This window comes from Pelagicoccus sp. SDUM812002, assembly GCF_031127835.1.
Classification (GTDB): Bacteria; Verrucomicrobiota; Verrucomicrobiia; order Opitutales; family Opitutaceae; genus Pelagicoccus.
On record NZ_JARXHX010000022.1, the window covers coordinates 50,209 to 64,693 of the forward strand.

The following is a 14,485-nucleotide window of genomic DNA, read 5'->3' on the forward strand; positions in this document are numbered from 1 at the left end:
ACCTTCATCCACTAATCACTCGAATCTTCACCAATTAAATTAGAGAATAGAAATCAAGATCCCAATTCTAACTAATCTAACCAGTCAATGGTCCATTTTGCGACGATAGCTTTCATGCAAATTAGTGTGATTAGTGAATAAATTTCCAATGACCGAATCCCCCGAACCCAATAAACCTGATCCTTCGAAGCCCATCGACAAAGCTCAGGGTGAATCTTCCTTCTTCGCCGAGCTGAAGCGGCGCAAGGTGTTTCGCGTGGCGGCGACTTATATTGTTGTGGCTTGGATAATCATCCAAGTGGCGGCGGCGACCTTTCCGGGATTCGAGATTCCGATGTGGGCGTTCCGCTTCGTAGTGCTGATGCTGATACTGGGGTTTCCCATTTCGATCGTTCTAGCGTGGGCCTTCGAACTGACGCCGGATGGGATCAAGCTGACGAAGAAGGTAAGCTCAGAGCAGAGGACGGGCGCCTCGCAGGCGAAGCGGAACTGGACGGCGATTGGCTTCGCGGCGGCGCTGCCGACAGTGATCTTCGGGGTTCTAGCCGTTTTCTTTTATTTCAAAGTAGAGCGGGTGACGAATGAAATGGAAGGAATCGTCGCGACGCAGCAAACGGCTCCCGACAAGTCCATCGCTGTGCTGCCTTTCGACAACAGGAGCGAATTGAAGTCGGACGAGTTCTTTACCGACGGCATTCACGATGACTTGCTGACCCAGATCTCCCGTATCCGCGATATTAAGACAATCTCGCGCACGTCCGTCATGACCTACAGGGACACGACGAAAAACATGCGCGCTATCGGAGAGGAACTCGGCGTGGCGACATTGCTTGAAGGTGGGGTGCAGCGGTCTGGCAACCGAGTTCGCATAAACATGCAGCTGATTGACGCTGAGACTGACGCCAATCTTTGGGCCGAGACCTACACGCGAGAGCTGAGCGCGGAAAACCTTTTCGAGATCCAGAGCGAGATCGCCACCGCAATCGCGGGCGCCCTCCGAGCGGTCCTTTCGCCGGAGGAACAAAAACGAATCGAGAAGTTGCCGACGCAAAACATGGCGGCGCTCGAAGCTTTTTTCCACGGACGCGCCAGCTATGCTCTCAACACGAGCGAAGGCTATAGCGAGGCGATTGAGTATTTCCAGGAGGCGGTCGATTTGGATCCGACTTTTGCAGAGGCCTACGCCCAGCTCGCATTGGCAACGCTGGAGAAAATCTACTACGGCGGTTCTCCTGTCGAAAACCAGACGGCTCTCGCCGCGCCTTTCGTCAATCGTGCCCTGGAACTGGATCCCGAGCTAAGCGAGTCCTACCAAGCCCTGGGGTATCTCGAAAAATACCGTTATGATCATGCCGCTTCAAAAGCTGCCTTCGAACGGGCTATCCAATTAAACCCGAATAATGCGGCGGCGTTTGTGATGTACGGCAACCTCTCGAGTTGGGAATTGAATGCTCCCGAGGAGGCAATCTCGCTGTTTGGAAAGGCCATGTCGCTGGATCCGCAAAACCGAGCGGCGGAACAGCAGCTCGGCGAAGCCTTGATGAACGAGAGACGTTTTGCCGAAGCTCAGGCTGTTTTCGAAGCATTGATCGTTAAGGATCCCGGATTCGCTCAGACCTATACGTCGCTCGGAAATCTGCTAAGTTGGAACCTCTACCGCTTCGATGAAGCAATCAAAATGTACCGACAGGCCCTAGACCTGGATCCTAGGTCAATTGCGCGCTTCGAGACTGCAGCCGCCTATTTGAGCTTGGGTATGCCCGCTGCCGCGATTCCTTGGTCCGAAAGTTACCTCGAATTAGCTCCGAATAGTAAACACGCCAGCACAGCGATGTATGATGTGCTAAGGCACCGAAAAGAGTATACAGCCGCAGAGGAGGCTCTAAAAGCGAATAAAGCGAGGGAATTGTATTGGCGTCATACAATCGATATAATGCTCGCCGAGCTCGACATGGATCGAGGGCATCCCGAGTTGGCTACGGAACGATTTATCGAGAGTTTTCCCATGCTCGTAGATCCGACCTATGATATTAATTCTAACGAATATGAATTTAAGGTGGCAATCGTCTATGCTGCGGCCTTGCACGCGAGTGAAGAGAAGGAATTGGCTGATTCGATGACGAAGCGCGTTCTCGAAGTGCTTCCTTCGAAACATCGGTATAGATGGGCGGGTATCGAATATTTGGATGCGTGGCTGTATCTATCCATGGGCGACGAGGCGAAAGCCTTAAACGCGTTGCGCGAATGGCGTGAAGCAGGCGGTTGCCTCGATCTAACGCAAAGCACCTACTTGCGTCCTCTGTTCGACCATCCCGAGTTCCAAGCACTCAACAACGAGATGCTCGCCGATCTCGCCAAGCAACGCGCCAACCTCGCCCGCATGAAAGCCAACGGTGAGCTGGCGCCCATCCCAGAACTATAATTATAAGATATATACATATATTAAACCACCGATGAACACAGATATTTTTTCGAGTGGCTTGAATGCCATCGTGCCCTCTTTTATCCCCGATCCGTGTCTATCAGTGTCAATCTGTGGTTCCAAAAAACATGACCGACTCTCCTGAACCTGATTCACCCCAGGACCCTAAACCCGGAACCGGTTCGACAAGCTCACCGCAGGCCGAGAACCCGCCGCCAGTCCCTTCCTTCTTCGCCGAGCTGAAGCGTCGCAAGGTCGTGCGGGTGGCGATCACCTATGCCATCGCAGCTTGGCTGCTGATGCAGGTTACCGCCGTGGTGTTTCCACAATTTGGCCTTCCGCTGAGGGCTGCCCGCTTTGTGACGCTTTTATTGGCGTCGGGCTTTCCCATCGCGTTGATCATCACCTGGGCTTTCGAGCTGACGCCTACTGGGGTAAAGCTTACCAAGAACGTCGATGCGGCTGGGGAGACGGCTTCGTTTCAGGTGAGGCGCAACTGGATGGTGATCGGATTCGCCGCGGCGTTGCCGACGGTTATCTTCGGTGCGTTGGCGGTGTACTTTTATTTTGGCCGCGACACGACTCCTGCGTCTTTGCCCGAGTTAGGCTCCATCGCGGCGATTACTGACGAACGGCCCTACTTTATTGGTACGGTTTCGGTCCTGCCGCCGCAGATGATTGCGGGTCCGTCTGAGAACACGGCTTTTGCGGATGGCTTGAACAAGGAGGTGCTCACGCAGTTGAGCGCGATGCGTCCGCTCGACGTCGTGTCCTCCGCATCGACGCCCCAACCGGGGGATCCAGACACGAGCTCGGGCGCTGTTGGTCGTTTCCTGGAATCTGACTTCGTTGTCGAGACCAGCTTGCAAGTCTCAGGCGCGCACTACCGCGTAACGATGCAGATTGTTGAAAGCGCGACGGGTCGACACCTCGCGGTGGAGTCGCTTCAACTTACGATGGAGTCCGAGGAGGAGCCGTTCCTATTTCAGAAGGAACTGGCTTGGGAGATGGCGCTAACCCTTTATCGCAGCCTGAAGCGGCCCCGCCCGCCCTCGGCTGCCAGCAGGAAACGGCTCGAGCAAGTGGTCGGGGGTCTGACAGCGGAAAGTAAGGCGCTGCAGATTCGGTTTTGGGGCGACGACGGAAACACTCCAGACGCGTCGCTCTATGATCGCATCATGGAACTGACGGGGCAGGTCATTGCCATCGATCCCGGTAATGCGGATGCCCACACCGATCGCGGTTCACTTCTGGGTCACGCACCGTTTGTAGGAAAGGCTAACTTCTTAGACGAAAACTGGCGTCAGGAGCTGTTGCTCACGCTGAAGAGGGCTGTCGTCATTAACCCCGACAGCGTCGATTCGCAGCGCAATTTGGGTCGCTATTATTTGATTACGGAGGGACGTCCGAGCCGCAGCCAGCCCTACCTGCAAGCGGCCGTCCGCCTCGCCGATGCCGCACCGCCATACACCAACAACTGGCCCTATTACGATCTCGCCAGCGCGCTTCATCAGACTGGTCAGTCCGTTGCCGCTTTGAGCGTGCTCAAACGAGCGCCTCAAGAACCCGAGATGGATCACATTAATTATTGGATAGATCCCTTTGTCGCCGCTCGTCGTTTCTCCGATGCCCTCGATTTCCTGCAGCGGCACGCGCCTCGCTTGGAGGCGAACGATGATGGCAGCAACGCCCTGACGATTGCTCACCTGCGGACCGACATCGAAGTCAGGTGGACGGGCGACCGTGCCGGTTTTCGGACCTTCCTCGAACGGATCGAAACCGATTCAAACGCCACCGCTGGAATGCGTAGTCGCTACCGTCTCGCCGCTGGAGACTATGCCGGCGTACTTCGGGAACTCGCGGCGGTGGATCCGGGTCGCGATCCGTATGCGCCTAATGTGATAGAGATGCCGCTTCACCAGGCTCTGGCGCTGGAGCGCACCGGCAATCCCGCTCTCGCTCATTCCTACTTTCGCAGTGTGCTGAAGCAATATTCCAGCAGTCCCATGGCCGAGATGATGCTGCAACGGGACCCCGCCAGCGTATACGCAACCATGGCCTTCATGCACGCAGGTCTCGGAGAAGTGTCGGAGATGCGAGTCGCGATTGCTCAGGCCCGCGAGGCCGCCGATCCGGGCCGCAGTTATCAGAGTTACCTTCTAGTGGAGTACCTGAACGCGCTCGCGTTCACGCAGGTAGGCGAGACTGTAGAGGCGTGCGCGACTATCGATCAACTCCTCTCGGCTCCGGCCGGCGAATCTACGGGCTCGATCCTGGCCAATGTATCATTCGATTCGCTTCATGGCTCCCCAGAATTTCAAAAGGTGATTCGGCAGCACGCCGATCAACTCAAGGATCCCGCCGTCATCGAGGACCTCTTTGCCCTTTCTTCTGGGGAGGATGTCGAACGCTGACAGAGCTCGAGGCACGTAGTTTGAGTCCCTTCTTTGTGTTTGTATCCAAAAAGTAAGTGCAATATTTTGAGATCACCGAAGTAAATCGGCAGTTAGAGGGTTCGGAGAAATTTCTGATCCCCGGGATCCGAAGCATGTTGGAACGGAAGGATTAGCTCCCAACGGCAATGAGAATGAGTGAGTGGGGCCAGAACTGAAATGATCGAGTGATAGAGATGGGGTGATGTGAGCACGGTTGGAATTGGAATTCATGAATGACTATGAGCTCGTCAATTTGGCTTAGGGTCAAATTTCCCAAATCAATAGGACTTTAAGAGAGTACTTCTTCATCGTGGGCCCCGATCCCGATCCAATCGCGGACCAGAAGATTGATGTGTTCATGACTACCTTTAGTTGGAGTCTGGCATATCGTTTTAGTCGAGTTACTTTGATTTTTCGTCTACGAGGGTAGGCTTTGATGCGTTTCAAAACCAGCAGCTTTTTGACCAGTTGTGCTAGAGGTCAGGAGAGATCGAACGGCTCGATAAGTGATGGGCGATCGCAAATCCGCACGTAACGAATACCTTGGCTATTGGTCATATATTTCCCTCTGGAAAAACGTCATCTAAACGGTTTAACCCAAGGGTGAGTTGTGAGATCGGTACTTTCGAAGGACTGTGAGTGTCTATTTAATTTTCCCGAAAATCGCCATGCCGGTGAGTAAATGTCCACACTTCGCTAACGCATGTCCTGTTTCACGTTTCATGACGTCAGCCACTGCGGTAGTCAACCGACCGATCATTCGCGGGTCGATCAGTTTTTCGACAGGGATTCATGCTGGCCGTCGCCCAGTTTTGCTTTCCTTCCTCGAAACTTTCGCCCGCGCGGTCGAGCAGATTGCAGATGGCAAGTATGAACAAAGATTCTCTCGGTCGAATCTAAATCTTTGTTCTGGCGAGAGTTTCGAGCGGTGGGGTCGTAGCGAAAACCGGATGTAAGCAGCATTAGCATGTCAAATAAATCCATTTTACGAATACACAAAATCGGAGGTTTGCTCCTTCTCGCTATGACAACACATGTATCTCTAGAATCTCAGGAAAGCATTTCGCCCTATGTGGGCGAGATGTTCTGGTCCATCAAAGATCGCATGGCGATAGAATGGGATGTGGAAAAGGAGAGGCGACTGCCGCATCGTGACCACATCGAAATGGCGGGCCGAAAAGTCGCTGCGATTATCGACTATGAAGTCGATGCAAACCGAATGCTCTCTGTCGGAAGAACCGTAATTTATCCGCAGCTGCAGGTCTATCTCGATACGGACAGCCCGAGCTGGGGAGGGTATCGTGCGTACCTGAAAAATGAATACAAAGATGACGCACTGCCCGGTCTGCTGGTTAACGATTTGCATTACAAGCTCGGTCCGTTGCAGCGAGCTCGAATCGATGGGACATTGAGTTTTCTACACGAGGCGACGAGCGGGATCCAAGTGAAGCGTTCTTTTCTTCCGGCGATGAACGATCGGCTTCTTGCGGAAGTCTGGACTGTGTCCAATCTTTCTGGCGAAGCGAAAACCTTGGAGCTCTTGCCCGCCCGAAGCGAGCGAATCGAGAAAGGGGAGAAAGGCTTCTTTAGGCTTCAAACGCGATCCGTTGGGCTCGATTCGAAGAAGACATTGAGGCCGGGCGAGGAACTGAGTTTTGCTGTGTTTTTCGAAACGCTGGCCGAAGGCGAGTCGCCGGCCAGCCTTTCTGTGTCGGAGGTCGTGGCGCAGCGGGAAGCTTTTTTGTCCGAGATACGCGGGAAGCTGGCGTTGAAAACGCCGGACCCGGTGATCGATACGCTCTTTTATTTTTCCAAGATTCGGGCTGCTGAAAGCATCTTCGATAGCAAGCTCGGCGTGGTGCATTCGCCCGGTGGCGGTAACTATTACGTGGGTGTCTGGGCCAACGACCAGGCGGAATACAGCGGTCCCTTCTTTCCCTATCTTGGCTACGAACTCGGGAACGAGGCCGCCCTCAACGCGTATTTGATTTTCTTGGACAACATGCCGGAAGGGGACGAGAAGATATTTTCTTCTTTCGAAATGGAAGGCGAGTTGACCTGCTGCAGTAAGGATCGTGGCGATGCCGCTATGCTCGCAATTGGTGCGAGCCAATTCGCTCTTGCCCGAGGCGACGCTGAAATCGCAAAAAAGTTTTGGCCGCTTATCGACTGGGGCTTGGAGTACTCACGCCGCCACATGAGTGACGAAGGATTGTTGCAGACGGATTCTGACGAAATGGAAGGACGAATCGCCACTGGAGACGCGAACCTTGCTGCCTCCTCTCTCTACTATGGCGCCCTGCGTGAAGCCGCGAAATTGGCGGCGGCGCTGCAGCTCGGCGAGGAGCGAGTTGCGGACTATGAGAGCCGTGCGGACGCGCTAGAGAAAGCGATCGAGTCGCATTTCGGGGCTAAAATCGCAGGATTGGATACCTACCGCTACTTCGCTGGGCATGAAGGGCTGCGGCACTGGATCAGCTTGCCGCTGGTTATGGGGCTGCGATCGCGTGCAGAAGACACGTTGACGGCGCTCTTTGATATCATGTGGACAACGAACGGCGTGCGCGTGGAGTGGTCTCCGAATGAGCCGGATCGGGAGCTGTTTTGGGATCGTGGAACACTCTATGCCCTGCGAGGTGCCTTTATCGCCGGATCGACCGATCTCGCTTTGGATCGCTGGCTTGTTTATTCAGCTACTCGCCTGCTCGGTTTTCATGTTCCCTACGCCATTGAGGCTTGGCCGGAGAACAATATGCGACACCTCTCTGCGGAGAGTGCCCTATACGCTCGCATTGCGACCGAGGGATTGCTCGGAATGAAGCCCGACGGGTTCGCGAGTTTCGTTGTGACGCCGAGACTGCCGGAGGATTGGAGGGAAGAAGGTTACGAGTTGAGCCGGATTAGTATTCAAGGCAGGACTACTGACATAGAGGTTAGGTCACGGCGTTCCGGACTGCTGTTCATTCGTGTCGTCGCCGACGGCAGGACTGTTGTGGAGAAAGAGATCGCTCAAGGGGAAAGCGTGAGGGTCGAATTCTAACTGTTTTCAGATCGAACGAAGCAACGAGGAAACGTGGTATACGTTTTGGCAATGGCCTTCGAATAGTTCGAGGAGCCCTATTGTGTTGAGTCTCAACAGAGGCACATCGACAATTATTCAGCAGATTAGACCGCAAGCGATTTTCCGGTGTAGGCGACGCCAAGCCTGAATACGGCCCAGAGCACTCCGGTCACAGGAATTGCGATCAAGGTTAAGCCAATGTCCGGTCCGAACAGGTTGAGGGTGGCGAAGGAGGCTCCCAGCAATCGCGGCATGAGGCTGAAAACGACCCAGGCCGAGGCAAGCGTAGTGAACAAGGGAAACCACAGGCTAAACATTCCGAATGCCCCTGTTTTGGCCCGTAGCTCATCGCGGTGAAACCAAGCCCAGATCATGCTGAGCAGGAAGAAAGGAGGCAAGAGCACCAGACTGAAGAATAGTATTCGAATGGACCAGCTTGGTCCTTCGCCGTCGTAATCGAGGCCGAGTGCTCGAGCCTCAATCCCGTGGCGGAGCTGAGCCGTACTTCCAAACGCCATGCCGCTACTAGCGTTGGTTAGGACCACAACCCCTTTTTTTTCTGAAGGGACCATCGTCGCGATCGAATCGTAGCCGGGACTATTTCCTTCATGAGCGACGATTCCCTTTCCCGTATCCAAATACCACCCGAATCCGTAGAAGGGTGAGGCTTCGCTAGCCGGGCTCATCATGGTGGCTTTGCCAGCGGCGCTGAGGACATCGTCTTTGCCGTTCATCATCATTTGCATGTAGAGCGCGAGGTCGCTGGCGCTTGCGATGATTCCACCTTGCGGGGCTGTGAGGATATCAGTCCAGTTGACGTCCAAAGGGCGTTTGGTGACAAACCAAGGTCGGTGTCCTGTAGCAATTTCGTCGTGTATTTCACCGTCGGCGACAAAGCTGTGCATCATACCCACTGGCTCCATGATATTGGTCTCGATGTAGAACTTGAATGTCTGCCCGCTGACGACTTCGATGAGGCGTCCAAGGATTTGGTAGTTAAAGTTCGAATACTCCCATCTGACCCCCGGAGGGTACGCGGGAGTCACCTCCGCTTGCTGGTCGATTAAGCGGGCTAAGGAATCTTTGCTTTGGTTATCGTCTTTGTGTGAGCGGTTTCCTTGATAGGTAGAAAAACCGCTAGTGTGGCTGAGCAGTTGGCGAATTGTGATCGCGGCGGCGGGCTGGCCGGCGAATGCGGGAAGGTAGCGTGATATTTCTGTGTCTAGGTCAAGCTTGCCCGCTTCGACGAGTTGCATGACGGCCAAGGCGGTAAAGCTCTTGGAGACAGAACCAATAATAAAGGCGGTGTCCGGAGTGATCGTTTCCTCGCTTCCCATTCGGACGAGCCCCCGGGCGTTGACGGTTTTAATTTCACCATCGGCTACGATTGCGTAGGCCACTCCGGGAACGCCGGAGGCGGGCATTTCGCTGGCGATGAAGTCTTCGATGGAATCGGTGAGTATGCTAGCCTGCAGTGCTGTGGCGAAGCTAAGGGCGAAGAGAACCAGAGTTCGCTGTACGACTTTATTCCCGTGATCCCGCTCCAACATACCGAGTCCAGCTTTGTTCATTGCCTCAAGAATGGCCACTGCGAAGGGGGAATTCTTTTTGAGCAGGCACATTGGGTTTGAGGTAATGGCTGAGGGTGAAGATCTGATTGGTCTAAAAAGCGCAACCGAAGTAAATAGGGATCGAAGCGAAGATAGAGTTTTCAACGCTGGAGACGAGCTTCAAATCTCCTGAAACGACTACCGGCTTTTGAGGCTACGGAATTGATCTCCAGAGGCTTAGCAACGAACTCATCCTATAACTACCGCGATCCAGCGAGGGGCTGTTGTATCCTGCTCGTCGCATTGTTTTGTGAATTTACGGGTTTTTAATCGGATTCTGATTAGAGATTCCGAGTTTTGGTCGAATCTAATATAAGAGAAAGTGCTTACGACCTAAGCATGTATCCTTTCGCCGCCCCCCCTGAACTATGAAGATAAAGAAAAGCCTTGTCGGAGTCGCTCTCTTTTGTGGACTTCCGATCTGCATCGCGTTTGGTGAAGGGATTTCGGGTTTTCCTCAGGTTAGAAACTACAGTTTTGAGGAAATAGGCGAGGCTTCACCCGGGGTTCGCCTAAGTTCCGATTCGGTCGGTAGGCTTTTGGCTATTCAAGAAGGTGCGTCTCTGGTATTCGACGACAAGAACTGGGAGCGTCTTTTGGAGAACCAGACGACTACCGCGATCACCCAGATCGTTAATGCTCCCGAGGGCGATAAACTCTTTTATGGTACGTCTGGAGATTGGGGATATTTGGAGTACCTTCCCGACGGGCTTCTAAAACCGCATAGTCTTAGAGGGGCCACCGCACCCGACTGGACTTCTAATTCGTCTTTTGAATTGATAGATTTTGTCGGAAACAGCGTGGTTTTTGGCGGTATCTCTGGAGTCGTTCTCTACGATAGGGATTCGGGCGAGCAAATGTATTTTGACATCGATGATGTGGGTAGCCTTTTTGTGCAAGGCGACAACGTCTATATCAGCTCCTTTATTGACGGTATACACGTACTGAATACAAAGAGTTTCACCATAACGAAACCAAAACGGGGGGTTGAGCACCCCCTTGCTCTACAGCTTGTCTCTGAGTGGTCTGATGAAAGTGTGGTCGGGTTGAGTTTTTACGAACATCGATTTGTTTTCTACGATGGCGAAGAACCGAAATTCTGGGAGACTAAAATCGATTCGCTGTTGGTTGAGGGTGTATCTGATATTCAATTGCTAGACGACCAGCGGCTTGCAGTCGCGATCAAAGGCAAGGGATTGTTTATTCTTAGTAGGGATGGCGAAATCGTATTGGCTTTAGAGAATTCGAACTTTCAGGGTATTCACGACTTGTATTTTAATGAGGCGGGCGTTCTGTGGATTTCTACTTCGGATGGAGTTAGTAAATTATTGTATAATTCTCCAGCAACGAATTTCGACCACCGATTAGGTCTAGCACTGAATTGGCCTACTCCTTTCAATCATAATGGAAAGACATTAGTCTATTCGGACGGGAAACTTTATGAAGCGAAGCCTACGGCTCCCGGCCATTCTACTGAATTTGAAGAAATAGACCTTGGGCTGGGAGGCAACTATGGAGCTTGGTGTGCAGCGTCAGCTCCGAGCGGCCTTCTTGTTGGCAACTCGAGCGGAGTCTTTTATCGCTCCGATACTGGCGAGGTCGAAAAGGTGGTCGAAGGGGTGAATACCAGTCGATTGGTCGCCCTCGAAGGAGACTATCGAGCGTACCTCGCAATCGGATTCGCTCGTATCGTGGCCATACGCGAGACTGAAAAGGGCTGGGAACAAATTGGTGAAGGGGTGCCAGGGGTCGGGTTTCCGTCGATTATGCACGTAACAGGCACCCAGTCCATCTGGATAGAGCTGGGCTCGAATCGTGTGGCGCGGATCGTTTTTCGTGATGGAAAAATCATTACGCGAATATTCGACGAATTTCCTTGGGAAGGAAGATCATGGGTGAATGTAGGCAACATCGGAAAAACAACTATTCTCACAGGGCCGTCAGCGGCGAGAGTGTTTTTCGATGAGGAAAGCGAGCAATTTTGCGAGCGTCCGGAACTTGATGCCTTGATTGATGAGTTGCCAGTCATTCCGATCCGTATGAAGGAGGATCAGTTCGGCGTAATTTGGGTCACACACACGAACGGAGTCATGGTGCTGCATCCGACTGAAAGCGGCTATCGCTTAGACTCTGAAAGCCTAAGTGTAATTCGAGAAAACTATCCACTCGTATCGCTAACGGGAGAATCGGATATTTGGATACATTCAGGACGCTTGCTCATACATGTGGATCGAGATGGGATGGGCTATCGATCAAAGACGGTGAGGCCCACTTTGGTTCGGGTGGTTGATTCGCGCCGTAACTATGAGATATTTAATATCGCCAAACCGGACAAAGCCAAGTTGGGAAAGATTCCGTTCGGGCAGAATAGTTTAAATTTCCACTTTTTCCCGGGGACGTATTCTCCCATGAATTCTCCTAGCTACCAGTATCGACTTGAGGGCTATTCGGAAGGATGGTCGCTTCCGTCAAAGGATTCGACGATACGCTTTACCAGTTTGCAGGAAGGCGATTATAGCATGAGCGTCAGGCTGCTTGACCGGCGCGGATTTATGGGTGAGTCAGCAACTTTTTCCTTTTCGATAGAACCGCCTGTATATCGAACTTGGTATTCATATCTCGGATATACTCTCTGTTTATTTGGGACAATTTGGGTGTTTAGTCGTTGGCTTCTAGAACGGGCGAGTGATCGGCAAGCCTCTCTTGAAGCTATTGTCAAAGAGCGTACGCACGCTCTTGATGTGATGAATGAAGAGCTTAAGCGTTCGGCTTTAGACGCTAAGAAAGCTGAACAGGCGAAGAGTGAATTTCTAGCAAACATGAGTCACGAAATTCGTACTCCGATGAATGGCGTGATGGGAATGTGTACTGTACTGCAGGATACGGATTTGGACGATAGGCAAAGCGATTACGTCGATACAATTCGCTCCTCAAGCGACACGCTGTTGACGATAATCAATGATATTCTAGACTTCTCGAAGATAGAAGCTGGTAAGCTTCAGCTGGAGAGTATCTCGTTCGATCTAAGATTGCTTGCGGAGGAGGTATTCGATTTACTATCAGGCCAATTGGAGGGGAAATCGATTGATTTGATCTTCCATTTCGATCGATATGTATCCAAAATGCGGATAGGCGATCCGACTAGAATACGCCAAGTGTTAGTAAATCTAGTGGGGAATGCGATTAAGTTTACTAAGCAAGGCGAAATTTGCGTTGCCGTGGCGAATGGCGACGATCTCAACGAACTTGATATCGCGGTCAGCGACACAGGAATCGGTATTAACAACGAGAACCTCGACTCGCTGTTCAGTCCGTTTTGCCAGGAAGACGAAAGTGTGACCCGCAAATACGGAGGTACAGGTCTTGGCCTAAGCATTTCCAAAATGCTAGTAGAAGCGATGGGCGGAAGAATCTGGGCAACAAGTACGATCGGAGAAGGTAGCACGTTCCAATTCACGCTTCGTGTAGAAGTCGACGAATCTACTGAAGTTCAAGAATTCACGGATCTCCTTTTCGGGAAGCGTCTATTGCTTTGCGACGATGGCAAGCGGAGCTGCCTAGCGAGCAGAGAAATCCTCAGGGGTTGGGGAGCGGAAGTTGAAAGCGTGGCCACTGTCGGTGAAGCGCTGGCGAAGCTGGAAAGGGGAGAAACGTTCGACGTCGTCGTCGCCGGAGCTAGCGAGGTCTCGGGTGGCTGTGGGGAAACGATTAGGCGAATTCGCGAGCGTTTTTCAGAAGAAGAATTGCCGATTGTTGCGATTGCTAGCGTTAAGCTTGCGAAAGAGTTACGCTTGATGCCGGAGTTAGGATTGGCTGACGTATTGACGAAGCCAGTACATCAGGCACAGGTTGGAAAATCGCTTGTCCGAGTCCTTGGAATTAATCACGATTTGGGCATTCGCAAAGCGAAGCGGGTGCAGCTTAATCCGATTTCCGAAGGAAAGACTGTTCGGGTTTTGGTAGTTGAAGACAACCCGGTCAATCAAAAGGTAGCTAGATTGATGTTAAGCCGTCTTGGGCTGCGGGCTGACTTGGCAGGAAATGGAATTGAAGGCGTCGAATCCGTGCTTCGCCAACAATACGATATCGTCCTAATGGACGTCCAGATGCCTGAAATGGACGGCCTGGAGGCGACGCGCAGGATCCGGGCGTCCGCGCTAGAACATGGGCAACCAAAGATCTATGCTATGAGCGCCGGCGTGTCCGAACTCGATAAGAAGGTTTGTTTTGAGGTGGGAATGGATGGATTCGTACCGAAGCCGGTAAACGCGAAGAATCTCAAGTCCATTCTTCAAACCGCGATAGAGGAGATCGAGGAACAGGCTGCGTCCAAGGGGTAGGGCCTCGTCATCTTTTCAAGGCGATCTGCGGAGTAGGATTATCCGCAGCCGAGATAAGCTCCGTGTCTGGCCGCCCATCTGCATATACTGATGCTACTGAAACTGGTATCCCTTTATGTAGTTCGCGTGCTCGTGCTAAGGAATTGACGAGGTTTCTTACGTGCCCACTCTAACTTAGCGCTGTTGTATTGGGAGATACTCTAAACCGAATCATCATTTCTGTAACCAAAAATAAAATACGTAATTGTTAAGTTGCCCTTCTGTCTGATTCTGGGTGTTAAAGTAGAATCGTTGAAGAACTGGTGGTGAAGTCCGCCCCTGTCTTGAAGGGTAGAATTCGCATCGATAGCAGGTCAGCAAGGGGTGATCCATGCTCGTCTAGTAATCGCAGGACTCCTCGAAATACCTGCTTTGTAACTGCTTTTTCAGAGTCTTGTTTGGTTCAAGCATATGGGTTCGCCGAGTACGCTTTGCAGGAGGAACTCTTGAGGGCTAAATTGTCGATGACTCGTTCATGGGCAGATTTCGACGGTGATGGAGACTTGGATCTGAGTGTCCGGAGGGGAAGGTTTTGCGGGGGTTGGGGTGTTGGGCTGTCAACCTTCTTGAAGACAAGC

The 14,485-nt window shown here is 52.3% G+C and carries 5 protein-coding genes; 4 read left to right on the forward strand and 1 reads right to left on the reverse strand.

Annotation, left to right across the window (positions count from 1 at the left end; translation table 11 throughout):
• Positions 1–148: 148 nt before the first annotated feature.
• The 3 genes from QEH53_RS20915 (at position 149) to QEH53_RS20925 (ending at position 7,897) form a co-directional block, all read left to right on the forward strand.
• Complete coding sequence (locus QEH53_RS20915) at positions 149–2,422, forward strand: tetratricopeptide repeat protein (RefSeq protein ID WP_309025175.1); 2,274 nt, start codon at positions 149–151, stop codon at positions 2,420–2,422.
• Positions 2,423–2,535: 113 nt separating this feature from the next.
• Positions 2,536–4,836: a hypothetical protein gene (locus QEH53_RS20920; protein ID WP_309025176.1), complete on the forward strand. Its 2,301-nt coding sequence runs from the start codon at positions 2,536–2,538 to the stop codon at positions 4,834–4,836.
• Positions 4,837–5,881: 1,045 nt separating this feature from the next.
• Positions 5,882–7,897, forward strand: a complete 2,016-nt coding sequence (locus QEH53_RS20925) for a hypothetical protein (protein ID WP_309025177.1) — start codon at positions 5,882–5,884, stop codon at positions 7,895–7,897.
• 125 nt (positions 7,898–8,022) lie between these two features.
• On the opposite strand, the gene QEH53_RS20930 is transcribed toward QEH53_RS20925, so the two are convergent.
• On the reverse strand, positions 8,023–9,540 hold the full coding sequence (locus QEH53_RS20930) for a serine hydrolase domain-containing protein (RefSeq protein WP_309025178.1): 1,518 nt from the start codon (positions 9,538–9,540) through the stop codon (positions 8,023–8,025).
• A gap of 356 nt (positions 9,541–9,896) precedes the next feature.
• Between QEH53_RS20930 and QEH53_RS20935 the strand changes: the two genes are divergently transcribed.
• The gene (locus tag QEH53_RS20935) at positions 9,897–13,868 is read left to right on the forward strand and encodes a response regulator (protein ID WP_309025179.1); all 3,972 of its coding nucleotides are present in this window, start codon (positions 9,897–9,899) and stop codon (positions 13,866–13,868) included.
• Positions 13,869–14,485 lie beyond the last annotated feature (617 nt).

What these genes read in the sequence shown, in the direction of transcription:
- QEH53_RS20915 (WP_309025175.1), top strand. Translation starts at nt 149, where the DNA reads ATGACCGAATCCCCCGAACCCAATAAACCTGATCCTTCGAAGCCCATC.
- QEH53_RS20935 (WP_309025179.1), top strand. Translation starts at nt 9,897, where the DNA reads ATGAAGATAAAGAAAAGCCTTGTCGGAGTCGCTCTCTTTTGTGGACTT.
- QEH53_RS20925 (WP_309025177.1), top strand. Translation starts at nt 5,882, where the DNA reads ATGACAACACATGTATCTCTAGAATCTCAGGAAAGCATTTCGCCCTAT.
- QEH53_RS20930 (WP_309025178.1), bottom strand. Translation starts at nt 9,540, where the DNA reads ATGTGCCTGCTCAAAAAGAATTCCCCCTTCGCAGTGGCCATTCTTGAG.